The organism is Bifidobacterium sp. AGR2158, assembly GCF_000424225.1.
Classification (GTDB): domain Bacteria; phylum Actinomycetota; class Actinomycetes; order Actinomycetales; family Bifidobacteriaceae; genus Bifidobacterium; species Bifidobacterium anseris.
Window position 1 is genome coordinate 335713 of sequence record NZ_AUJM01000013.1, and the last position, 23342, is coordinate 359054.

Annotated in this window: 20 protein-coding genes, 1 tRNA gene, 1 pseudogene and 1 riboswitch; of the genes and pseudogenes, 10 read left to right on the forward strand and 12 right to left on the reverse strand. The window is 66.6% G+C overall.

Features of this window, described 5'->3' with window-relative positions:
* Positions 1-111: 111 nt before the first annotated feature.
* Both dusB and G606_RS0106110 read right to left on the reverse strand, forming a co-directional pair.
* Positions 112-1353, reverse strand: coding sequence for a tRNA dihydrouridine synthase DusB (gene dusB / locus G606_RS0106105; protein WP_081664079.1), 1242 nt, complete (start codon positions 1351-1353; stop codon positions 112-114).
* Between the two features lie 186 nt (positions 1354-1539).
* On the reverse strand, positions 1540-3015 hold the full coding sequence (locus G606_RS0106110; RefSeq protein ID WP_026645214.1) for a glycine--tRNA ligase: 1476 nt from the start codon (positions 3013-3015) through the stop codon (positions 1540-1542).
* A gap of 112 nt (positions 3016-3127) precedes the next feature.
* A riboswitch (TPP riboswitch) is annotated at positions 3128-3235 on the forward strand.
* On the opposite strand from G606_RS0106110, the gene G606_RS0106115 reads away from it, so the two are divergent.
* The 4 genes and pseudogenes from G606_RS0106115 to G606_RS0106125 all read left to right on the forward strand — a co-directional run bounded on the left by G606_RS0106115 (position 3226) and on the right by G606_RS0106125 (position 6156).
* The gene (locus G606_RS0106115) at positions 3226-4119 is read left to right on the forward strand and encodes a hydroxyethylthiazole kinase (RefSeq protein WP_026645215.1); all 894 of its coding nucleotides are present in this window, start codon (positions 3226-3228) and stop codon (positions 4117-4119) included. (Overlaps the previous riboswitch by 10 nt.)
* A gap of 23 nt (positions 4120-4142) precedes the next feature.
* Positions 4143-4703, forward strand: a pseudogene (locus tag G606_RS11535) (thiamine phosphate synthase); the annotation flags it as partial.
* Between the two features lie 171 nt (positions 4704-4874).
* On the forward strand, positions 4875-5660 hold the full coding sequence (gene thiD, locus G606_RS11540) for a bifunctional hydroxymethylpyrimidine kinase/phosphomethylpyrimidine kinase (RefSeq protein ID WP_423734401.1): 786 nt from the start codon (positions 4875-4877) through the stop codon (positions 5658-5660).
* A 91-nt stretch (positions 5661-5751) separates the two neighbouring features.
* On the forward strand, positions 5752-6156 hold the full coding sequence (locus tag G606_RS0106125; RefSeq protein ID WP_026645217.1) for a thiamine-binding protein: 405 nt from the start codon (positions 5752-5754) through the stop codon (positions 6154-6156).
* A gap of 107 nt (positions 6157-6263) precedes the next feature.
* Here the strand turns inward: G606_RS0106125 and G606_RS0106130 are convergent, their stop codons facing one another.
* From G606_RS0106130 to G606_RS0106140, 3 genes are all read right to left on the reverse strand, one after another.
* A complete protein-coding gene (locus tag G606_RS0106130; RefSeq protein WP_051198619.1) occupies positions 6264-7856 on the reverse strand; it encodes a glycoside hydrolase family 32 protein in 1593 nt (530 codons plus the stop codon).
* A gap of 107 nt (positions 7857-7963) precedes the next feature.
* Positions 7964-9292, reverse strand: a complete 1329-nt coding sequence (locus G606_RS0106135) for an MFS transporter (RefSeq protein ID WP_034523779.1) — start codon at positions 9290-9292, stop codon at positions 7964-7966.
* Positions 9293-9616: 324 nt separating this feature from the next.
* A complete protein-coding gene (locus G606_RS0106140) occupies positions 9617-10666 on the reverse strand; it encodes a LacI family DNA-binding transcriptional regulator (RefSeq protein WP_026645220.1) in 1050 nt (349 codons plus the stop codon).
* Between G606_RS0106140 and G606_RS11200 the strand changes: the two genes are divergently transcribed.
* The 4 genes from G606_RS11200 to G606_RS0106155 all read left to right on the forward strand — a co-directional run bounded on the left by G606_RS11200 (position 10667) and on the right by G606_RS0106155 (position 14298).
* Positions 10667-10972: a hypothetical protein gene (locus tag G606_RS11200; RefSeq protein ID WP_155802801.1), complete on the forward strand. Its 306-nt coding sequence runs from the start codon at positions 10667-10669 to the stop codon at positions 10970-10972. It abuts the gene before it with no gap.
* 10 nt (positions 10973-10982) lie between these two features.
* Positions 10983-11753 carry an ABC transporter permease gene (locus tag G606_RS0106145; RefSeq protein ID WP_034523780.1) on the forward strand — a complete coding sequence of 257 codons (771 nt, stop codon included), beginning with the start codon at positions 10983-10985 and terminating at the stop codon, positions 11751-11753.
* Between the two features lie 121 nt (positions 11754-11874).
* Positions 11875-12960 carry an ABC transporter substrate-binding protein gene (locus G606_RS10130; RefSeq protein WP_051198621.1) on the forward strand — a complete coding sequence of 362 codons (1086 nt, stop codon included), beginning with the start codon at positions 11875-11877 and terminating at the stop codon, positions 12958-12960.
* 63 nt (positions 12961-13023) lie between these two features.
* Positions 13024-14298: a nucleoside hydrolase gene (locus G606_RS0106155; RefSeq protein WP_026645222.1), complete on the forward strand. Its 1275-nt coding sequence runs from the start codon at positions 13024-13026 to the stop codon at positions 14296-14298.
* Positions 14299-14311: 13 nt separating this feature from the next.
* On the opposite strand, the gene G606_RS0106160 is transcribed toward G606_RS0106155, so the two are convergent.
* The 6 genes from G606_RS0106160 to G606_RS10135 all read right to left on the reverse strand — a co-directional run bounded on the left by G606_RS0106160 (position 14312) and on the right by G606_RS10135 (position 21797).
* Positions 14312-15106: an isoprenyl transferase gene (locus G606_RS0106160; RefSeq protein ID WP_026645223.1), complete on the reverse strand. Its 795-nt coding sequence runs from the start codon at positions 15104-15106 to the stop codon at positions 14312-14314.
* A 4-nt stretch (positions 15107-15110) separates the two neighbouring features.
* Positions 15111-15830, reverse strand: coding sequence for a DNA repair protein RecO (gene recO, locus G606_RS0106165; RefSeq protein WP_026645224.1), 720 nt, complete (start codon positions 15828-15830; stop codon positions 15111-15113).
* Between the two features lie 72 nt (positions 15831-15902).
* Complete coding sequence (locus G606_RS0106170; RefSeq protein ID WP_026645225.1) at positions 15903-17525, reverse strand: esterase; 1623 nt, start codon at positions 17523-17525, stop codon at positions 15903-15905.
* An 80-nt stretch (positions 17526-17605) separates the two neighbouring features.
* Positions 17606-18820 carry a flavodoxin-dependent (E)-4-hydroxy-3-methylbut-2-enyl-diphosphate synthase gene (gene ispG / locus G606_RS0106175; protein ID WP_026645226.1) on the reverse strand — a complete coding sequence of 405 codons (1215 nt, stop codon included), beginning with the start codon at positions 18818-18820 and terminating at the stop codon, positions 17606-17608.
* A 120-nt stretch (positions 18821-18940) separates the two neighbouring features.
* On the reverse strand, positions 18941-20170 hold the full coding sequence (gene dxr / locus G606_RS0106180) for a 1-deoxy-D-xylulose-5-phosphate reductoisomerase (protein ID WP_081664081.1): 1230 nt from the start codon (positions 20168-20170) through the stop codon (positions 18941-18943).
* 1 nt (position 20171) lies between these two features.
* Complete coding sequence (locus tag G606_RS10135) at positions 20172-21797, reverse strand: DivIVA domain-containing protein (RefSeq protein ID WP_051198623.1); 1626 nt, start codon at positions 21795-21797, stop codon at positions 20172-20174.
* A 143-nt stretch (positions 21798-21940) separates the two neighbouring features.
* On the opposite strand from G606_RS10135, the gene G606_RS0106190 reads away from it, so the two are divergent.
* A tRNA-Val gene (locus G606_RS0106190) sits at positions 21941-22014 on the forward strand.
* A gap of 269 nt (positions 22015-22283) precedes the next feature.
* The gene (locus tag G606_RS0106195; RefSeq protein WP_026645228.1) at positions 22284-22778 is read left to right on the forward strand and encodes a hypothetical protein; all 495 of its coding nucleotides are present in this window, start codon (positions 22284-22286) and stop codon (positions 22776-22778) included.
* Positions 22779-22841: 63 nt separating this feature from the next.
* On the opposite strand, the gene G606_RS0106200 is transcribed toward G606_RS0106195, so the two are convergent.
* A complete protein-coding gene (locus G606_RS0106200) occupies positions 22842-23264 on the reverse strand; it encodes a DUF3052 domain-containing protein (protein WP_026645229.1) in 423 nt (140 codons plus the stop codon).
* Positions 23265-23342 lie beyond the last annotated feature (78 nt).

Sequence of the window (23342 nt, forward strand, 5' to 3'; positions counted from 1 at the left end):
CACAAGTCGCCATGTGAAACGCTTCATGGAACGTCGCACGATTGCGCCACGATGATTTCTTTGCATTCTTTTCACATTGCCGCCTTCGGTTTTCCCGTACCGGACACTCGACTAATATCCGGCATCCATCGGGTCGTCGCCGAACAGACGCTCACGCTCCTCGCGCGTCGTATGCCGGGAATCCAACCATCCGTAGGGAAGATGCACCTTTTTCGCAAAGCGAACACGGCCGCGTGGCTTGTCGACGACGCGCGCCGGGATGCGCGCGTCGGGGTCGAGCGTCGCGACGAGACGGCGGACGTCGTCGAGCCCCTCGCATTCCATGAACGCACGGCGCATCTGGCCGCCGACCGGGAATCCCTTGAGATACCAGGCCACGTGCTTGCGCAGGTCGTGCACGGCCATGCGCTCGTCGCCGTTGTAGAACTCGGTGAGCAGTTCGGCGTGTCGCACGATGATCGCGCCGACTTCGCCGAGCGTCGGGTCGGCGCGCTCGTCGCTGCCGGCGAAGGCGTGGCGGATGTCGGCGAAGATCCACGGCCGTCCTTGGCAGCCGCGGCCGATCGCGACGCCCGCGCAGCCGGTCTCGTTGACCATGCGCACGGCGTCGTCGGCACCCCAGATGTCGCCGTTGCCGAAGACCGGGATGTCGAGTTCGGCGACGAGTTCGCCGATCCTCGACCAGTCGGAGTGGCCGCCGTAGTATTCGGCCGTCGTGCGCGCATGCAGCGTAACGGCCGCGCAGCCCTCCTCCTGCGCGATGTGGCCCGCCTCATGGAAGGTCACGTGCTCGTCGTCGATGCCGACGCGGAACTTCGCAGTGACAGGGATGCCGGCCGGCTCGCACACGCGCACGACGCGGCGGACGATGTCGGCGAACAGATCGGTCTTCCATGGCAGCGCGGAGCCGCCGCCGCGACGCGTGACCTTCGGCACCGGGCAGCCGAAGTTGAGGTCGACATGGTCGGCCATATGCTCGTCGACGACGATGCGCGCCGCCTGCTCGACGATCGATGGGTTGACGCCGTACAGCTGCAGCGAGCGCGGCCGTTCCTGCGGCGCGAAGCGGCACAGCCGCAGTGCCTTCGGATTGCGCGCCACGAGCGCGCGCGCCGTGATCATCTCGGCGACGTACAGTCCGTCGGGGCCGTATTCCTCGCACAGCACGCGGAACGGCCAGTTCGTCACGCCGGCCATCGGCGAGAGCATGACGGGCGTCGGCACCGTGATCGACCCCAACTGCAACGGTTCGAGGGCATCGTCGAGCCGTTCGGGCGTCGGATCGATGCTCGGGTCGAGCGTCGGCGCGTCGGCCGCGAAGGCCGTCATGGATGGTTGCTGCGAAGCGGTCATGGTTCCCTGTTCGGACATCGGCGGATAAATGGGTGGATAACTCGAATGGCAGCGGACACTGTAGGGCGTCGCGCTGAAAGATTCCTGACAAAATGCCTGCCGGACCGGGGTCCGACAGGCATCGGGAGGAGGGACGGCCGCAACCGCGACCGTGCGCGTTGTAGTACAAGCCTCCGGGCTGAGTACTCAGTACAAGCCTCCGGCTTGGGCGATGTGGACGCTGTCGGGCCATGCCTCGCCGCCCATCTCGACCGGCTTCATCGGCACGCGCGTGCGCTTGTCGTTGATGCGCGCGGCCACGTAGTCGGCGACCTGCGTGAGCGCGACGCGCTCCTGCTGCATCGTGTCGCGTTCACGGATCGTCACGGCCTGATCGTCGAGCGTGTCGAAGTCGACGGTGATGCACAGCGGCGTGCCGATCTCGTCCTGACGGCGGTAGCGGCGGCCGATCGCACCAGACTCGTCGTAGTCGATCATCCAGTCGTTGAGACGCAGATCGGATGCGAGGTCCTGCGCAATCTTCTGCAGCTCGGGCTTCTTGCTCAGCGGCAGCACGGCGGCCTTCATCGGGGCCAGGCGCGGGTCGAGGCGCAGCACGGTGCGCTTGTCGACGCCGCCCTTCGTGTTCGGCGCCTCATCGACGTCGTAGGCGTCGACGAGGAAGGCCATGAGCGAGCGCGACAGGCCGGCCGCCGGCTCGATGACGTACGGGATGTACTTCTCGCCGGTCGCCTGGTTGAAGTAGCTCAGGTCCTCGCCGGAGTGCTCGGAGTGTGCGCCGAGATCGAAGTCGGTGCGGTTCGCGATGCCCTCGAGCTCGCCCCAGTCGGAACCCTGGAAGCCGAAGCGGTATTCGATGTCGACGGTGCGCTTCGAATAGTGCGCGAGCTTCTCCTTCGGATGCTCGTAGTGGCGCAGGTTCTCCGGCTTGACGCCCAGGTCGAGGTACCACTGCGTGCGCGCGTCGATCCAGTACTGCTGCCAAGCCTCGTCGGTGCCCGGCTCGACGAAGAACTCCATCTCCATCTGCTCGAACTCGCGCGTGCGGAAGATGAAGTTGCCCGGCGTGATCTCGTTGCGGAAGCTCTTGCCGGTGTTCGCGATGCCGAACGGCGGCTTCGAACGCGAGCTCGTCATGACGTTCTTGAAGTCGACGAAGATGCCCTGCGCGGTCTCCGGACGCAGATAGTGCAGCGAATTGTCGTCCTCGACCGGGCCCAGATGGGTGCGCAGCATCATGTTGAAGTCGCGCGGCTCGGTCCAATTGCCGCGGGTGCCGCAGTCGGGGCACACGATGTCCTTGAGGCCGTTCGGCGGCATCTGGTCGTTGTGCTTCTCGGCGTAGGACTCCTCGAGCTTGTCTGCGCGGTGGCGCTTGTGGCAGGTGAGGCATTCGATGAGCGGGTCGTTGAAGACCGAGACGTGGCCGGAGGCGACCCAGACGGCGGACGGCAGGATGATCGACGTGTCGACGCCGACGACGTCCGGACGGGTGACAACCATCGAGCGCCACCATTCGCGCTTGATGTTGTCCTTGAGCGCCACGCCGAGCGGGCCGTAGTCCCACGCCGAACGCGTGCCGCCGTAGATTTCGCCTGCCGGGAATACGAAGCCGCGACGCTTGGCGAGGGAAACGACTTCATCAAGTTTGGAATTAGCCACAATGCACCTTCTGGTTTGAACGGTTTGGGGTCTTACATCAACGTCCGCATCCTACCGTCATATCGTGACACGCCGTCGCCGCCGACGGCCTGTCCCAAGCCGCCGATACGTTCGTAAGGTGCAGGGGAACTTCCATCGGGGAAGTTGAGAGAGGCGCAACGCCTGACCCTTTGAACCTGTTTGGGTAACGCCATCGTAGGGAGTCAACATATGTGCAAGGCAACGACAGCCGACCATCACGATCTCGCAGCCGACGACGCGCTGCGCGCATCGATCCGCCGATCCGTGCTCGACGTGCGCGCACGCACGCCGCTCGCGCAGTCCTTCACGAACTTCGTCACGATCAACCTCGTCGCGAACGCGCAGCTCGCCTCAGGGGGCACCGCCGCGATGAGCTATCTGCCCGACGACGTCATCGACATCGCGGCGATGTGCGGGGCCACCTACATCAACGTCGGCACGCTGCTGCCGTTCTACAAGGACGCGCTTGGCGAGATCACGGCCGCGCTGCACGACGCCGGCCACCGCTGGGTGCTCGACCCGGTCGCCGCCGGCCTCGGCGCGACGCGCACGGCGATCCTCAAGGCGATGCGCGACGTGCCGCCGTCGGTCGTGCGCGCGAACGCGTCCGAGGTCATCGCGCTCGACGCGCTGTGGGGCCTGTCCGACGGCTCCGACGTGACCGACGGCCCCGCCGGCGTCGAATCGACCGACGATGTCGACTCCGCGCTCGCCGCCGCCAAGCGCGTCGCGAGGCATCTGCGCGCACACGACAAGGACGGCCTCGGCGCCGTCGCCGTCTCGGGCGAGACCGACCTCGTCACCGACGGCGAGCGCGTCTTCCGTCTGCCCGGCGGCGACGCGATGATGACAAAGATCACCGGCGCCGGCTGCGCGCTCGGCGGAGTGGCCGCCACCTACCTGTGCGTCGCCGAGCCGCTCGTCGCGGCGCTCGCCGCGTCCCTGCTGTTCGACCGCGCCGGGGAACGCGCGGCGACCGAGTCCCACGGACCGGGCTCGTTCCAGTCCGAGTTCCTCGACGCCCTATGGGCAATCGACGCCGACACCGTGTCGACGTCCACGATTCTGGAGGCGAACCGATGACCGCTGTGTTCCCGTATCCGTCCATGCGCAGGTCCTTCGACCTGCGGTTCTACTTCGTCGTAGGCCCCGACGACTGCAAGGGGCGCACACTCCTCGACGTCGTCTCGAAGGCGCTCGACGGCGGCGCGAGCTTCGTCCAGCTGCGCGCGAAGCACGCCGATGTCGCCGACATCGTGTCGATGGCCGCCGACATCGCCGAGGAGATCCGCGGCCACCATCTCGAGCACCGCGTCGCCTTCGTCATCGACGACCGTGTCGACGCGGCGATCGAGGCGCGTCACCGCGGCATCAAGGTCGACGGCGTCCACATCGGCCAGGACGACCTCTCCCCCGAGGAGGCGCGCCGCCTGCTCGGCAACGACGCGATCGTCGGCCTGTCGGCGAACACGAAAGAGCAGGTCGAGGCCGCGAACGCGCTGCCGGCCGGCACGATCGACTACATCGGCGCAGGCCCGCTGCATGCGACGGCCACGAAGCCCGAGGCGGGCGTCAACGGGTCGGCGGCGACGCTCGACGCCGACCAGATCAACGCGCTGTGCGACGCGAGCCTCTACCCGCTCGTCGTCGGCGGCGGCGTGCACGTCGACGATGTGCCGATGCTCGCCGACACTTACGCCGACGGATGGTTTGTCGTCTCCGCGATCGCCGCGGCTGACGATCCGGAGGTCGCCACGCAGCGTCTCGTCGACGCGTGGACCGCTGTACGCGGCGACGCGCGCCACGACTACGAGGAGACGGTCGGCACTCCGACCGAGCTGCCAGCGGTGCTCACGATTGCGACGACCGATTCGTCGGGCGGCGCCGGCATCGCCGCCGATCTCAAGACGATGCTCGCCAACGACGTCTACGGCGAATGCGTCATCGCCGGCATCACCGCGCAGAACACGACCGGCGTGCAGGCGATCGCGTCCGTCGACGCCGCGCTCATCGGCCAACAGATCGATTCGGTCTTCGACGACATCCGTCCGGCGGCCGTCAAGATCGGCGTCGTCGTCGGCCGCGAGGCGATCGAGACGGTCGCCTCGAAACTGCGCGCGCACGGCGCACAGCACGTCGTCGTCGACCCGGTCATGGTCGCGACGAGCGGCTCTGAGCTCTCCGACGACGAATCGGTCGTCACGATGACGCGTGAGCTGTTCCCGCTCGCCGAAATCATCACGCCGAACATCCCGGAGGCGTCCACACTCATCGGCGACTCGATCGACGACCGCGACGCGATGGAGCGCGCTGCGCGCACGCTCGCCGAACGCTACGGCTGCGCGGCGCTCGTCAAGGGCGGCCACGGTACGAACGACGCGAGCGACGTGCTCGCATGGCCCGGCGGCGACGTGCGCTGGTTCGAGGGCGAGCGCATCGCGAACACGAACACGCACGGCACCGGCTGCACGTTGTCGTCGGCGATCGCCTCGAGGCTCGCGCTCGGCGACACGCTCGGCGACGCCGTCGCGCATGCGAAGGCGTACCTGGGCGGCGCGCTGCGTGCACAGCTCGATCTCGGCGCCGGCTCCGGCCCGATGGACCATGGCTGGGCGCGCCACTGAGCACCGGCCATCTTGATTGCAAGGACTTTGCAATCAATCAAATCGAATCGACTTCACAATCAACAGTTTGCAATCAACAGGAGGGACATCCATGGCACAGACGGCACAGCCTTCCACTTCGCCGACGCCGGACCGCAACGCCGAGCGCCAGCAGGTGCCGACCGACGAAAACGGCAAGCCGATCATCAACACCGTCGCCGCCGTCGCGATCGCGCCGAGCGGCGTCGGCGCCGAACTGAGCGAATACGTCGCGCAGGCCGTCGCCGTCATCCGTGATTCGGGACTGCCGAACGAGACGAACGCGATGTTCACGAACATCGAGGGCGACCTCGACGATGTGCTGCGCGTCGTGCGCGACGCGACGATGAAGCTCGCCGAGCAGGGCTACCGCACCGGCGTGAGCCTCAAGCTCGACATCCGCCCGGGCTTCAGCGGCCAGATGGCGCAGAAGCCGGCGCTCGTCGACGAGATCATCGCGACCGGTCAGTACGACTGAACGGAGCGAACGCGGGCATAGCGCAATGCGCGGGGCCGGGAACGACGATGTGTCGTTCCCGGCCCCGCGCATTCATGCATCCGGCGACGCTACAGTCGATTTTCGATTCAGTCAAGACCGATCGACGCGAGCGTGTGCATCGTCAGGTCGCGCAGATGCGTCGTGCCGGATTCGCTGACGAGTTCGGCGGCGCGCGCGCCTTCGGACGGCATCGAGTACGAACTCATCGCATGCTTGCCGCCGTTGACGTACACCTCGACGCAGCCGCGGTCGACGAAGACGCGCAGGTCGAGTGTGCCGGAGGCGAGTTCGGCGTCGGACAATTTCGCGACGCGGTAGCCGCGGTCACCGTTGGCGACGTTCTGGCGGTCGATGACGACGCCGCCGATCTGCGCGTCGAAGACGATCGCCGTGTAGTGTCCGTCGCCGGTCGCGTGCACGTGCAGCCCGGCGCGTTCTGCGTCGGTGCGCGCAAGGTCGATGCTCATCTCGATCTCGACGGCGCCGCCGTCGTCCTCGAGCACCGTCGCGCATTCGTTGACGCCCAGATCGAGCGCGCCAAGGCCGACGCTGCCGGCGCGCAGGCCGCGCATCTCCTCGACCGGAGCGGTGACGAGGTCGCCGTCGGCGTCCATCGTGATCTCGCGCGGCAGCGTGAGGTTGCCGCACCAGCCGTCCTCCTCCATCGCGATCGGCGCGACGAAGGGGCTCATCCAACCGAGCATGATCTGCCTGCCGTCGGCGTGGAAGGACTGCGGCGCGTAGAAGTTGTGCCCCTCGTCCCACAGGCGGAACTCGGTTTCGGGACGGAAGGCCTCCCCCGGACGCCACGTGCCGATGATGTAGCCGGCGTTGTTGACGTTGCGGTTCATGAAGCCGTCGGGCTTCGCGCCCATCGCCGAGAAACCGATGACCCACTTCTCGTTGCCGTCAGCGTCGCGGATCGGGAAGAAATCGGGGCATTCAAGCATGAAGACATTCGGGTCCGGATGCTCGAACAGCACGCGTTCGAAGCTCCAATGCACCATGTCGGGCGACGTGTAGAGCCACATCTGGCCACGGCCCTCCTTCGACGAGACGCCGAAGGTCATGTACCACACGTCCCCGGTCTTCCACACCTTCGGGTCGCGGAAGTGGTGGTCGACCTCGTCGGTCGGGCAGTCGATGATCATGCCCTGCTTCGTGAACGTCGTCATCGCGTCGTCGTCGGGGCGCGCGAGCATCTGCACCTGCCAGTCGCCGCCGGTGTTGTCCTTGCCGTTGGCCCAGCGGTGGCCGGTGTAGTAGATCCACGGGCGTCCGTCGTCGCCGATGACGGCCGAGCCGGAGAAGACGCCGTGGCGTTCCTGTTCGAGGCTCGGCGCGAAGGCGATCGGCTCGCGCCGCCAGTGCAGCATGTCCGGCGAGGAGACGTGGCCCCAGTGCATCGGACCCCACTGCGTGCCGTAGGGGTGCAGCTGGTAGAACACGTGCCAGCGGCCATCGTAGCGGCACAGGCCGTTCGGGTCGTTGATCCAGCCGCCGTTCGAGGCGATGTGGAACTTCGGGTACCAGCGGTCGTTGCGCGTCGCGGCGAGCGCGGCGACGCCGGCTTCGGCGAGCCTGAGCTGCTCGGCGTGGTCGGCGATCGGCGTCAGCAGCGGATCGGCGGGCGTCGTGGCGGGGGACGCGGCAGACGGGGTGAAGGTTGCGTTGGTCATGATGGGTCCTTTATCTGCGTATCGAAAATATCCGCGTATCGAAAATCAAGTTGTTGATATCAGGGGAAAGGGGCCTGCATCGCCATACGCGATGCAGGCGCGCGTCGTCACATGTCTTCGCTGTCGGCGCTGAGCACGGACTCGTCGGCGGCCAGCGACGGGGTCTTCGAGTCGCGGATGAACGGGTCGCCGTCGACCTGCTCGTCGTCGCGCTTGATGACGAAGAAACCGTAGATCGTCGCGGCGAGGACGATGCCGGAGATCGTCAGGAACGTCGCGCGGTCGCCTATGCGGTCGTGCAGCATGCCGAGCGGCGTCGAGAAGACGACCTGGCCGATCTGCGAAGCGATCTGGAAGCCAACCATGTACAGCGTCGCCGAGAGCTTCGGGTTGAAGTGGAGCGTGAAGTAGCGGAAGGCCGGCAGGCAGAACAGCGGCACTTCGATCGCGTGGAACATCTTGACGATCGAGATCGCGACCGGATCGTGGAAGATGCCGCACAGGCCGATGCGCAGGAACATGACGGTCGAGCCGAGCAGCAGCGCGTTGCGCACGCCGATCTTGCGCATGATGATCGGCACGACGCCCATCATCGCCGACTCGCAGAACACCTGCACCGAGTTGAGCGTGCCGTAGACGGCGTTGCCTGTCGCCTCGCTCGGGAACAGCGACGCGTAGTAGGTGGGGAACATCTGCTGGTCGAAGACCGTGTAGAACGTGTTCGTCAGCAGCATGAAGACGATGAGCACCCACAGTGCTGGCATTTTGAGGACCTTCGCCATCTCCTTGAGCGTCGGGTTCGACGGGGCGGCGTCCGGATCGGCGGCCTCCTTGAGCGCCTCGCGCTGCTCGGCCGGGTACCACGTCAGGTACACGATGAGCATGCCGAGGCCGAATGCGGAGCCGATCCAGAAGTTGATCATCGGGTTGATGTTGAACACGAAGCCGGCGACGAGCGCGACGATCGCGTAGCCGAAGGAGCCCCAGGCGCGCGACTGGCCATACTCGAAGCCGAAGCGGCGGCTGTAGCGTTCGGTGACGGCCTCGATGAGCGAGCAGCCGGCCATGAATCCGGCCGAAAGCACGATCGAGCCGACGAAAGCGGCCGCCATCATGTTCGTCTGCATCAGCGGCGCGTAGACGAACTGCACGAAGGGGCCGACGAGCGCGGCGATGACCGAGATGACGAGGACGAGCCTGCGCTTGAGGCCAAGATTGTCCTGGATGAGCCCGTAGCAGAACATGAGCACGAGTGTGGCAAGCGAGTTGATCGAGTAGATCGTGCCGACCTCGGCGCCGTTGAGCCCCATCGAGTTGAGCCAACGCTGGAAGAACGACCACCAGATGCCCCACGAGCAGAAGAACAGGAAGATGCCGGTCGAGCTTTGCAGATAGGAGGGGTTCCTCCACACCTTCGCGGTTGTTGATGTTGCCATGATGAACCTCGTTGTCAGGGCTTGGGAAAGCCGGATGCATGACGGATCTGACCCGCCCCGTACGGAGCGGGCGTGTGGAACATCCCTCCCGTCGACTACGTCGTTCGCGATGTCCCGATGCCCTTCAGCATAGTTCGTCAATCGTTTGACGTCAAACGATTGACGAATCCTTCACGAAGTACCCACAATTACTGAAGCGCATAAGGTCAATCGTTTGACGTGTTTTAACGACATCGACACTGCACCGACGTCGCCCTCCCCGGCGTGTCGCAGCCGCCGCCGCTCAGCGTGCCGCGACCGTCATCGCCCGCCGTGCCGCGACCGTCATCGAGCCGCGTGCACCGACGCCTTCTCGATGAGCGTGCAGTGCACCTTCGCCGGCGACGGCGTGTCAAGCAGCGGCATGACGGCCGTCGTGCGCGGCCACGCCGCCTCGTTGATCGCGCGCCCCTCGATGTCCGCGACGAGGCGGTTCGCGGCCCAGTATCCCATCTCGTAGTGCGGCAGCTCGATTGTCGTCAGCTGCGGCTCAAGTGTCTCGGCGAAGACGCGGTGGTTGTCAACGCCGACGACCGAAATATCGTCGCCGATGCGCAGCCCACGGCGTGCGGCGGCCTCGTAGACGTACCAGGCGCGCGCGTCGTTGAAGCAGAAGAAGCCGTCGGGCCGTTCGGAGTCGAACAGTTCCTCGACGGCGCGCAACGCGGGCCCGTTGTTGAGCACGTCGCGGCGCAGCCGTTCGTCGACGTCGATGCCGTGGTCGATGAGCGCCTGTCGGTAGCCTTCGAGCCGTCCGTCCTGCGCGACCATCGGCTCGGTGCAGCCGATGTAGGCAATACGCCGGCAGCCGGCCTCGATGAGCCGCGTCGTAGCGTCGTAGCCGATGCGCGTCTCGTCAGGCTCGATCGACGCGAGGCGCCCTTCGGCGTCAGTCGCGTCGACGAGCACGAGCGGGAATCGCCGCAGCGATTTCGGCACGTCGACGACGCGGTTCGACATCGCCGAATAGAGGAAGCCGTCGACGCCATAGCGCCTGAGCGCGCCGACCTCGTCGTCGATCGCCTGCGCGTCGTCGCCGTTGACGGTGAGCAGCACGTAGCCGAGCGCGCTGAGCGCGTCCTGCGCGCCCTGAATCATGCCACCCGCGTACGGCGTCGTCGCGACCTCGACGCTGATGAACCCGACGATGTGCGTGCGGCTCGTGCGTAGCGAGCGCGCGAGCGCGTTCGGCTGATAGCCCATCTCATTGGCCGCCTCGCGCACGCGCTGCGCGATCTGCGGCTTGACGCGCCCGTTGTCCCTGCCGTTGAGCACGAGCGAGACCGTGGAGACCGAGACCCCGACGCGCTGTGCGATCTGCTTCATCGTCGTCATATGCTCCACGATAATTGCGGCGCGGATAATTCCGATGCCGCCCACAGCGATGATCGTGCCGATGTCCACGCCGATGCCCACCCCGTGGACTACACTGGTTGGTCGGCCGCGCCGACGCGCGGCTTCGACATGACGTTTTTCTGGTCGTTCGGCGGCGGACTCCTCACCTTGCCGCGGCAAGCCGGCGACCTTCCAGCGCGCACGGCGCGCAGAAAGCAAGGTGCAGATGACTTCTTCGAGCCACCCGCGCGCATCCCGCTCCCCTCTTCAGCAAGCATCTCCTCAGCAAGCGTCTCCTCAACATGAGTCGTCGATCATGCGCGCACTGCGCAGGCACTGGCCTACGGCGGCCGTCGTGGTGGCGATCCTCGCGATCTGGCAGATCTGGGTCAACGTCACCCATCCCCCGGTCACGATGATCGCCTCACCGAGCCAGATCGTCGTCGCGACGGTGCGCGCATGGCCCACGCTGTGGCCGGCGAGCGTCGTCACCTTCGCCGAAGGCGTGTGCGGTTTCCTGATCGCCTGTCTCGTCGGCGTGCTGCTCGGCGTCGGCATCCACTGCTCGCGCACGGCGTACGCGGCGCTGTTCCCGCTCCTCGCCGCCGCGCAGACGCTGCCGCTCATCTCGATCGCCCCGCTGTTCCTCATCTGGTTCGGTTTCGAGCCGCTCGGCAAGGTCGTCATCGTCGCCGTCTTCGCGGTCTTCCCGATCGTCGTGCAGACGATGCGCGGCCTTGAGGCGGTGCCGTCGTTCTACGACGACGTCGCGACGACGTGCGGCGCGTCGCGCGCATGGGCGCTCTTCCACGTCGATCTGCGCGTCGCGGCGCGGCAGATCTTCGGCGGCGTGCGTGTCGCCGCCGCCTACGTCTTCGCGACGGCTGCGACCGCAGAATACCTCGGCGCGCGCCGCGGTCTCGGCATCTGGCTGCAGGCCGCCTACAACTCGTTCCAGACGCCGCTCATCTTCGCGGCGACCTTCGTCATCATCGTCATGACCGCGCTGCTGCTGCTCTCCGTGCACATCGTCGAACGACTCACGATCGGCGCGCCCGGCGACGACGAGGACCCCGACGCGCAGTAAGTCGCGCAGTAACGCGCGCTGATTTTCCGCGCATTCGACGACGACCCATCGCAAGCGAACATCATCGTTCATGCAATCATTCATTCTTTCGCCATCATTCATCAATTCATCAGGAGATCTCATGACTTTTCGCCGATTCCTTGCGCGCGTCGCCGCCGCCGCGGCCGCGCTATGCTCAATCCTCGCCGCCGCCGCATGCGGTGGCGCGCCGGCCGCCGATGGGCTGCGCCACGTCACGTTCATGCTGTCGTGGGCGCCCGACACGAACCACATCGGCGTCTACGTCGCCCGCAACAAAGGCTACTATCGCGACGCCGGCCTCGACGTCGACATCGTCGCCGTCGCCCAATCCGGCGCCGAACAGGCCGTCAACAACGGCGTCGCCGACTTCGCGCTGTCGAACCTGACGAACGTCGGCGTCTACGCGACGAAGGGCGCGCGCCTCAAGCAGGTCATGCAGGTGCAGCAGAAGACGAGCGCGATCTGGTGCGCGCTCGCATCGAACACGGCGATCCAACGGCCGCGCGACTTCGACGGCAGGACCTTCGCGACCTTCGGCTCAAGCGAATCGGACGCCGTCATCCGCCGCATGATCGAAACGGACGGCGGCAAAGGCGACTTCGACAAGGTCACGGTCGGCACATCGACGTTCCAGACGCTCGCGTCCGGACGCGCCGACTTCGGCGGCTTCTACGCCACATGGGAGGGCGTGCAGGCGAAGATGAACGGCCCCGAACTGCGCTGCTTCACCGAACCCGACTACGGCGTGCCCGGCAACGCCGACTCGATCGGCATCATCACGAGCGACCGACTCATCGACGACGACCCCGACCTCGTGCGCGCATTCGTGCAGGCGACGCAGCGCGGCTACCGCTACGCCTACGACCACAGCGAGGAAGCCGCCTCGATCCTCGTGCACGACGCGCCCGAGGCGAACCTCGACGAGGCCTTCGTCACCGAATCGATGAAGACGATCGTCGACGGGCAGTACTGGGGTGACCGCGAACGCATCGACGACGGCGACTTCGTCCTCGGCTCGATCGACTACGACGGCACACAACGCTACTTCGACTTCCTCGCCTCGTCCGACGCCTACGCCGACGCGAACGGGCAGGTCGTGCACGACGCGCCGCGCTCGCGCGAGCTCGCGACCGACGAATTCCTCGCGACCGCCGCAAAGACCGCGGCCTCGAAGAACACCCGATAGGCCGCCGCGATTACTCGCAGCGCATAGCACGCGCAGTGAAACCATTCGTGAAACAATGACCGTATGACTGATTCACCGCATCTCGTCCTGAGCATGGACACCGGCGTCGACGATGCGCTCGCGCTCGCCTATCTGATCGCATCCGGCGCGCATATCGTCGGCGTCAGCGCGACCTACGGCAACGTGCTGCAGCAGCAGGCGGCGCGCAACACGCGCACCGTGCTCGACATGCTCGGCCACGCCGACGTGCCGGTGGCCGACGGCGCACGCCACCCGTCGTGGGCGCCGCTGTTCGTCGCCGACGCCGGCTGCGCGCGCTTCCACGGCCGTAACGGGCTCGCCGACCTGCGCATCGGCACGTCGGCGACGCCCAAGCCGCGTCCGGGCCGCGTCATCGCCTCGGACAAGGACGGCATCGTCACGCTGTCGATGGCTGATGTGAAGAACAACATCCGGCAGGGTCATGCGATCTCGGTCGGCGGCTACCCGGTCGGCGATCCGCACGCCGAACTGCCGACGATCCCCGAGTTCTTCACACGTTCCGAACTCGCGATGCCGCAGAAACTCGGTTTTCCCGACGAGAACTGCTCGACGATGACCGACGGCGCGCGGCTCATCGTCGACGCCGCACGCCGTTACGGCCGCAACCTGACGATCGTCGCGACCGGTCCGCTCACCGACGTCGACGTCGCGCTGCGCGCCGACCCGGCCGCTGTGCGCCGCGCGCGGATCGTGTTCATGGGCGGCGCGCTCACGCAGGAGGGCAACTGCTACGACCTCGTATGCGAGACGAACGTGCTGCAGGATCCCGAGGCGGCCGACCGCGTGCTGCGTGCGCGCGCCGACACGACGATGGTCGGCCTCGACGTCACGCACCGCTGCCTGCTCGGCCCCGCCGACGTCGCACGATGGATTACCGATGTCAACGACAACGGCGTCAACAATGACCATGACAGCAACAATGGCGGCCGCAATGTCAGCACTGCGGGCACCGCGTGCAGCAGACGCCATGTCGCGTTCCTGCTCGCGAGCCTCGCGAATTTCTCGATCCGTGCGAACCGCGCGAGCGACCCGATCTTCGCCGCCGGCATGCCGCTGCACGATCCGCTCGCGGCGGCCGTCGCGCTCGACCCGACGATCGTGACGACCTTCGAACTGCCGATGATCGTCGAAACGCGCACCGGCGACGGCGTCGGCGTGCGCGGTCGCACAATCGGCGACCCGCGCGCGGCGCTCGACGACGCGAAGGCGACGCATGTCGCCCTCGGCGTCGACGGCGACGCTTTCGTGCGCCGTTTCACCGACGTGATCGCCGGCTTCATCGCCTCGCTCGGCTGAGCGTCAATCCGCCTTAGGCCTGCTTGACGCCGCCGAAGCGACGGTCGCGGTGAATGTACCGGTCGATCGACCCCCACAGCACCTCGCGGCCGCAGTCGGGGAACAGCTCGGGCACGAAGTCGAGTTCGGCGTAAGCGGCCTCCCACGGCAGGAAGTTGCTCGTGCGCTGCTCGCCGGAGGTGCGGATGACGAGGTCGCAGTCGGGGATGTCCGGGTTGTACAGATGCTCGGCGATCATCTTCTCGGTGACGCGGTCACCCTTGATGCGGCCCTCGCGCACCTCGCGCGCGATCGCGGCAGCGGCATCGGCGATTTCGGCGCGCCCGCCGTAGTTGATGCAGAAGACGACGTCAATGACGTTGTTGTGCTTTGTGCGTTCCATCGCCGATTCGAGTTCGTCGATGACCGACTTCCACAGCTTCGGGCGGCGTCCCGACCAGCGTACGCGCACGCCCCACTCATCCATCTGCGCGACACGGCGGCGGATGATGTCGCGCGAGAAGCCCATCAGGAAGCGCACCTCCTGCGGCGAGCGCTTCCAGTTCTCGGTGGAGAAGGTGTACAGGCTCAGATAGCGCACCCCCGCTTCGATCGCGCCGGCGATCGTGTCGAAGACGACCGGCTCGGCGGCCTGGTGGCCTTCGGTGCGGATGAGGCCGCGCTGCTGCGCCCACCGTCCGTTGCCGTCCATGATGACGCCGATGTGCCGCGGGACCTTGTTCTTGGGGAAGTCCGGAATGATCGTCGGATCGGAGAACGGTGCTGCCGGAATGTTCAGTGACTTGTAATCGACGCCTTCAAATGCCATGTCTTCAATCTAGCAAGCGCATCGAACGTATCGGCCGTTCGAGATAGTACTGCGCCCATTCCTCGACGGCGCGCGCCGTGCGCGGGTCGAGCTGCGAGCCGTCGAGCCTCGCCCAGTCGCCGTCGGCGAGCGCCCTGAGCCGCGTGAGCGTCAACGCATCCACCGGTTTCGCCTCGGGCGTATGGTCGGCCTCGCACATGACGCCGCCGGCGGCCGCCGACAGATGCGTGAGCTGGTCGGTGCGTCCGCACACGACGCACGAGTCGAGCCGCTGACGCCAGCCGGCGAGCGCGAGTGCGCGCAGCACATAGGATTCGGCGATCATCTGCGCGTCGTGCCGTTTGCCGGCGAGCGCGTTGAGCGCGCCGACGAGCAGCCGGTACTGCGCCGGCGCCGGCTCGTGTTCGCTCGTGATCAAATCGTTGAGCGTTTCGACGATGACGTTCGCGGCGCGGTACGCCTCGTAGTCGGCGCCAATCGCGCCGGCGTACGCAGCGATCGACTCGGCCTGGCTGATTGTGTCGAAAGTGCGTCCCTCCCCCAGCAGCAGGTCGACGCGCATGAACGGCTCGACGCGACCGCCGAAGCGCGATTTCGTGCGGCGCACGCCTTTGGCGACGGCGCGAACCTTGCCGTGGCCGCGCGTGAACAGCGTGATGATGCGGTCGGCCTCGCCGAGTTTCGTCGTTTTCAGCACGACGCCTTCGTCACGGTACAGCGCCACGCGCCGCTCCTTTCGTTGCTTTCATCGTTGTGCGCGCCGTCGTTTTCCTTCATCGTGCTTCGGCGGCCGCCGTCAGAACAGGAACAGGCCCCAGAACGAGAAGCTCAGCAGGATGAGCAGCATCGTGAAGGAGAGCGTCCAGAAGAGCATGCGTCCGAGACGTCGCTCGGCGACGACCGGCTGCGCGCCGCTCATGATCTGCCTGAGCGCACCGCGGCGCATCGGCCACTGCAGCACGCCGCGCATGGACAGCTCCTCGATGATGCCGGTGAACACGCGCGACCACGCCCACAGCAGCACGATGCACACGATCTGAATGAACGGCCAGCTCCAGTACATCATGCCGCTGTCGTCGGGCGGGGCGCTGCCCCACGCCATGTGCACGACGGCGATGACGACTTCGCCGAAGCCGCCGAGGAACACGAACAGCGCGACGAGCGTCACGATCGTGAGCATGAGCAGCGCACCGCCGAAGCGTGCGCGGAAGCCGAGCGCGGGGCCGAGCCCCTTGCTGCGGTTGCGGATGTGCATGACGAGCGCAATGCATGAGACGATGAGCGAGACGAGCATCATGATGGCCATCAGTGCCAGCACGATCGTGCCGTAGACGGTCATGACGCGGTGGGCGTGCAGGCCGCGCGGCACCGGGATCGACTGGTAGAGTGGCGTGCCGGCGATGCGTTCGCTTGTCTGTGTGAGTCCGCGCGACGTGCCGACGGCCCAGGCGACCATGTCGTCGACGTAATCGTCGGCGAAGGGGGTGCCGCTCATCGATTCGTCGCCGAGACGCAGCACATGGTTGGCGATCGGATAGCTGCGCAGCGAGACATCCCAGTTGCCGGCGCGGTGCGCGAGCGCAAGAATCTCCTTGAATCCCTGCACTTGCGCCGTCATGACGTCCTTCGAGCCGTAGGCGACCATCGTCGGTATCGAGAACGCCTTCGGCGTCGACGTGCGAATGTCGATGTTGTCGAGGCCGAACATCGCCAGATCGAAGGAGAACACGCGCCGCACGATCGACTGGTAGCCATCGTTCGCGCCGGCGAGCGCGAAGTTCTGCACGGCGAGGAAAGCGAGCGAATGCCGCGGTGAGAACACCATCGGCGATAGCAGGATCTGGAAGGCGATATCGTCGTCGATGTCGAGCAGATACGACGAGATCCATGTCGCCTCGCTCGTCGCGTAGATGCCGACCTTGTGTTCGTCGACGGCGTCCATGCCGCGCAGGATGTCGATGACCTGGTCGTAGATGACGGCGGAGCCCTGATAGTCGCGGTTGAGGTCGCTCGTCGACCATACCGGCTTGTCGAGGACGGCGGTGACGAAGCCGGCCGACGCCATGCTCGTGGCGATGTCGCCGAAGGAGTTGTCGCAGGTGCCGTAACCGGCGCCGTGCATGAACACCATGCCGGGCAGTCCCTTCGACGGCGCGCCTTCGGGTGTGCGCACGAGGACGCGGATCTTCTGGATCTCGCCGGTCGACGGCCGTTTCGCGTCAATCGTCAGATACTGTTTGCGCACCTTGTAGGTGTCGGCGCCGGGCAGCTTGTCCTTCGTGGCGAAAGTGACCGTCGTGTCCGGCGTGAGCGTCGCGAAGCTCATTGCGCGCGGCGTGTCCTCGACCGGGATCCTCGTGTTCGTCGAGACGGTCACGAGGATGCCGAGCAGGATGATGAAGATCGGCAACGTGATCATGAGCCGCTTCGTGCGGCTGAAGGCGGCCGTCGTGCCTTCGGTGCGCTGGGTGCTGTCCGTCACGTCACCGTCCTTTCCGTTCACGCGTGGTTTTCGTTCTGGCTTTCGCCGTGTCCTTCATGGACGACCGGGATGACGACAGGGCCGGTCCCGGCGGTCGTGTCGACGCCGTCGGCCTGCATCTGCTCGGCGATGGCGTTCGCGTGCTTGAGCAGTGTCTCAACAATCCGGTCCTCGGGAACCGTCTCGATGACCTTGCCCTTGATGAAGATCTGTCCCTTGCCGTTGCCGGAGGCGACGCCCAAATCGGCTTCGCGCGCCTCACCGGGGCCGTTGACGATGCAGCCCATGACGGCGACGCGGATCGGCGCCGTGATGTCCTTGAGTCCTTCGGTGACGGCGTTCGCGAGCTGGATGACGTCGACCTGCGCGCGTCCGCAGCTCGGGCAGCTGATGATGTCGAATTTGCGCGCCCGCAATCCCAGATACTCGAGGATCTTGCAGCCGACCTTGACCTCCTCGACCGGCGGCGCGGACAGCGAGACGCGGATTGTGTCGCCGATGCCTTCGGCGAGCAGCGCGCCGAAAGCGATGCACGATTTGATTGTGCCCTGCCACGCCGGTCCGGCCTCGGTGACGCCCAGATGCAGCGGCCAGTCGCCCTGCTGCGCGAGCAGCCGGTAGGTCTCGACCATCGTGACCGGGTCGTGGTGCTTGACCGAGATTTTGAAGTCATGGAAGCCGACGTCCTCGAACATGCGCGCCTCCTTGAGCGCGGAGGCGACGAGCGCCTCGGGGGTCGGGCCGCCGTAGCGTTCGTAGAGCGTCTTGTCGAGCGAGCCGGCGTTGACGCCGATGCGCAGCGAGATGCCCGCATCGGTCGCCGCCTTGCAGATCGCCGGTCCGACCTCGTCGAACTTGCGGATGTTGCCGGGGTTGACGCGCACGGCCGCGCAGCCGGCGTCAATCGCCTCGAACACGTAGTTGCTTTGGAAATGGATGTCGGCGATGACCGGGATCGGCGATTTCGCGACGATCTTCGGCAGCGCATCGGCGTCCTCCTGCGTCGGCACGGCGACGCGCACGATGTCGCATCCGGCGGCCGTCAGTTCGGCGATCTGCTGCAGCGTCGCGCCGACGTCGGCGGTCTTCGTGTTCGTCATCGACTGCACCGAAATCGGGGCGCCCCCGCCGACCGGCACGGGGCCGACCATGATGCGACGCGACTGGCGTCTCGGGTGCAGCGGGCTTTCGCTGATCGCCTGTTCTCCGGTCTTGCGGAACGGTTTGTCCATCGTCAATCCATCCATCCATTCGTTCGTCAGACAACCATCACGGTGGCTGCGCCGCCTTGCACGGGCGGCGGAATCCATCACAGGATACACCAGCGCGTCACCGCCCGGCGAGGGCGATGTTCAGCGCTTGGCGATGATCGCGTCGGCGCGTGCGCGCGCCTCGCGTTCGCAGGCGAGCATGTCGTCGACCGACGTGAAGCGCGGGGTGTCGCGCAGCTCGCCGTCCATCGCATCGATCACGCGCTCAACGGTGTCGACGATGCCCAGATACGGCAGCCGGCGGTCGAGGAACGCATGCACGGCCTGCTCGTTCGCCGCGTTGAGCACGGCCGTATGCTTCTGCGAAGCGTTCAGGCAACGCCGCGCGAGGTCGACGGCCGGGAACGCCTCGTCGTCGAGCGGCTCGAAGGTCCAGCTGGCCGCCGCCCAGTCGCATGCGGCGGCGACGCCGCCGAGGCGTTCGGGCGCGGACAGGCCGAGCGCGATCGGCAGGCGCATGTCGGGCGGCGAGGCCTGCGCGATCGTCGCGCCGTCGCGGAATTCGACCATCGAATGGACGATCGACTGCGGATGCACGGTGACGACGATGCGTTCGGGCGGCACATCAAACAGACGACTCGCCTCGATGACCTCAAGTCCCTTGTTCATCAGCGTCGACGAGTTGATCGTGACGACCGGCCCCATATGCCACGTCGGATGGTTGAGCGCCTGCTCGGGCGTGATGTCCTTCATCTGTTCGCGTGTCCAACCGCGGAACGGCCCGCCGGACGCTGTCACGACGAGGCGCGATACCTCGGCGTGCGTGCCGGAGCGCAGCGACTGCCAGATCGCCGAATGTTCGGAGTCGACCGGGTTGATCTGGTCGGGGCGCGTCTGCGCGTCGAAGAGCAGATGGCCGCCGGCGACGACCGATTCCTTGTTCGCGAGCGCGAGCTGCGAACCGGCCTTGAGCGCCGCAATCGACGGCGTCAGGCCGATCGATCCGGTGATGCCGTTGAGTACGACGTCGGCGCCACTGCCGGCGATGGCATCGACCTCGTCGAGTCCGGCGTGCACGTGCACGTCGTGCGCGCCGCGTTCGTCGAGCGCCTCGCGCAGCGGACGCGCGGCCTCGGGATCGGCGACGACGACGTCGGGCACGGCGAAGCGCACGGCCTGCTCGGCGAGCAGGTCGACGTGGGCGCCGCCCGCGGCCAGCGCGGTGACGGTGAAGTGTTCGGGGTGGCGTGCGATGACGTCGAGGCCCTGCGTGCCGATTGATCCGGTCGAGCCGAGGACGACGACGCTGCGCGGGGCAGCGTCCTCATACACGCCGCTGTCGTACGGCGTCGTGATGTGTTCCTCCGTCATCTCAGCGCCCGTCCCTGTCCGTGTCGCCGGTCACGAGCGGGCCGTCGGTCGAGAAGGTCGGGAATTCGAGATCCGGGATCTCGACGTTCATCGTGTCCGGCGGCACGAACTGCGTATCGTGGCCGGCGTTGGACGCGGCGGACGTCGATGCAGACGCCGAAATGGATGCAGTAGACGACGACGCGGCGGCCGCGTCCATCGGGCGGCGCACCGGCAGGTCCGGGATCGTCACGTTCGCGAGCGTCGGCACCGACAGTCCGCTCGACGTCGTCATCGCCGACGGCTGCTTCGGCTCCTCGGGCAGCGTCTCGGTGCTCTTCGCAAGCGATGCGAGCGCGGCGAGCGACGGCGAATCGAGCGCCGGCTGATGCGTGTCGCCGAAGGTGATCGTCGTCTCGTCGGACACAGCGGTCACCATCGGCACGGCGTTGAGGTCGTCGGGAACGGCCGGCGGCGTCGGCGTCACCCGTTCGTGTTCGGGGATCGTGCGCGGCGCCGGCGTGATCGGCTTGATGTCGGACAGTGTATGGGCGCGCGCGACCGACGAGGACCCGTGCGACGTGGCCGCCGTCTCATGCGGCGCGAGCGGCAGGCCGAAGGACTGCGTCTGCGTCAGGTCGCGCGCTTCATCGTTGTGCTGTGCTGCGGTCGCGGCGACGGTCGCGCCTGCGGCCGCTGCGGCCTCGGCGACGTCGTCGCTGACCGGGATCGTCGTGGCGGCCGTCGCCGAGGCCGGCGTCACCGGCGAGGCAGTCGGCGTCGTCGGCGTGAAGATCGCCTGTTCGGCCTTGTGCAGCTCGTCGAAGGACTGTTCGGGCGCGAGCGATTCCACCGGCTGCACGGCGTTCGGCTGGGAGAGCGCCGGCTGTACGACAGTCGGCTGCATGTGCGAGGCCGTCGTGCGCGGCGCGGCCGCATGGTCGGGGATGAGCGGCGCGACGGCCGGCGCGGACGACGTCGGCGCGGCGGCCGGACGGCGTTCGGCGTAGGTGGAGACGCGCGCATAGGACTCGAGACGGCCGAGCAGGTCGGCGCAAGCATTGAGATAGTAGTCGACCTGACGTTCGTCGTAGCCGCGCTTGCCTTTGCGCTGCGTGAACATGACGTCGGAGACCGACTGCGCCGTCAGCTTCGCGCCGTCGTCATAGGCGGCCTCGGCGTCCGAGCTGATGCGGTCGAGCTCATCTCCGGCCTGATCGATGATGCGGTCGATGAGCCTATCCACCTGCTTGCGGTCGTAGGACGGGCGCTTGGCCTCCCCCGACGCGAACCGTTCGCCCTCGGCGCGCTCCGCGTGTGCCTCGAGCTGATGGTAGAGCGCCTCGACCTGCGCCTTCCATGCGACGCGTCCGAGTTCGGCGATCTCATAGGAGGTGTCCTTGTCGCTGACGGCCTTCGCGAGCCGTTCGAGCGTCGCGTCGACCTGCGGGATCGCATAGCCGCCCTTGACGATGTCGAAGGACGCGTCCTGGATGTCGCTGCGTTTGAGTTCGACGCCGTCCTGCTCGTACAGGGCGTGCGCCTGCTCAAGGAAGGCGTCCACCTGACGCACATCGTAGCCCTTCTTGCGTTTGCCCACGCGCTCGATATTCGCCGTGCCGCCCGTCGCTTCGCGTTCTTGCGCCATCGTCTGTCCTCCTCGCGATTTCGTACCAGTGCCTAGATTACGTGATGTTTGAGACGCGCGCACGGCGGACGACGCCGTACATAGCGCGCGACACCCGCCCGCGTGCCGCTTTCTTCACCCGTCGTTGTACAGTGGTTCCCCGCGGGCGATTAGCTCAGTTGGTTAGAGCGCCACCTTTACACGGTGGATGTCGGGGGTTCGAGTCCCTCATCGCCCACCGCACAGCCCCGTTGCGAGATCGGCTCGCGGCGGGGCGTTTTCGTTACGGCAGCAGGCGTTTGAGCCGATGTGCATATGCGTTGCCGGCACAGCGTTCATATGCTTGTTGATTCGACGTTCCTGCAATTCGTGTCCAAACCGTGTCCAAACCGCGTATGCGCTGCCGTACTGCATACGGTGCCCGCGTCGCCGTCACCGTGGGCGCCGCACTCAGCTGTGCGAGGGAACGCCGTCCTGCCCCTGTCGCCCTCCCTATAATCATGAGCCATGAACACCCCATTGGATGTATGGACGAACCCGTTGAAGGCGTTGCAGACGTTGCTGCCCGGAACCTCACGGCGCGACGAGGAGCTCGCCGAGCGCGTCGACGCGCTCGACCTCGAAGTGCGCCGACTCGAGCAGGAAGTGCATTGGCGCGCGGTCGACGACGACCGTCGCATCACCGAACTGACGCACGCGCTCGAGGAGGAACGGGCGCGCTGCCCGCATCCCACGCCCGCGGCGAAACGCGCCGACATGATCGTCGCGCTCGTCATGCTCGTGCTGTCGGCCGGCATGCTCATCCCGGTCATGCTCACGCTGTTCGGCGTCATCGATCCGGCGCACGCCGTCATCCGCTGGGTGACGCTCGGCCTCATCGCGCTCGCCTTCGCGTTCGCCGTCGCCTTCGCTATCCTGCGCGAACGGTTCCCGCGCACCTTCGCGATGACAATCGTCTTCGTCTGCGCCGTCATGATGCAGCTGTGCGCGTGCCTGCTGTGACGGCGTGCCGATATGTGATCGCCGCCGGCGTCCCTTCTTGGGGATCGCCGGCGGCGATTGATGTCAGCGGTTCGAACTCTTGCCGAAGGCGCGCAGCCTGATGCCGTTCCAGTCGTCGCCGACGGTCAGCGGCGTCGACGCGTTCATGCCGGCCGTCTTCGACGCGTTCTGCACGGTGTTCGCCCCCGGCGCCCCATCGCGTCCCGGTTTCGGCGTGAGCACCCACAGCGGGCCGTCCTGGCCGAGCACGGCGTAGGCGTCCATGATCGTATCCGACAGGCCGTCCTCGTCGTCGCCGTCGCGCCACCAGATGATCGCGCCGTCGACGGCGGAATCGTATTCCTCGTCCACCAGCTCCTCACCGGTCAACGTCTCGATATTCTCGCGGATCGTGTCATCCACATCGTCGTCCCAGAGCCATTCCTGGACCAGGTCCCCTGTGCGGAAGCCGAACTCCTCAGCTTTCTCAGATGCCGTTTGATTCACGTTCGTCAATATAGCAACACCAGCGAACACGCCCGTTCGCGCGCTTAGGCGGCACGACGTGGGCGATCGGCGCGCCGT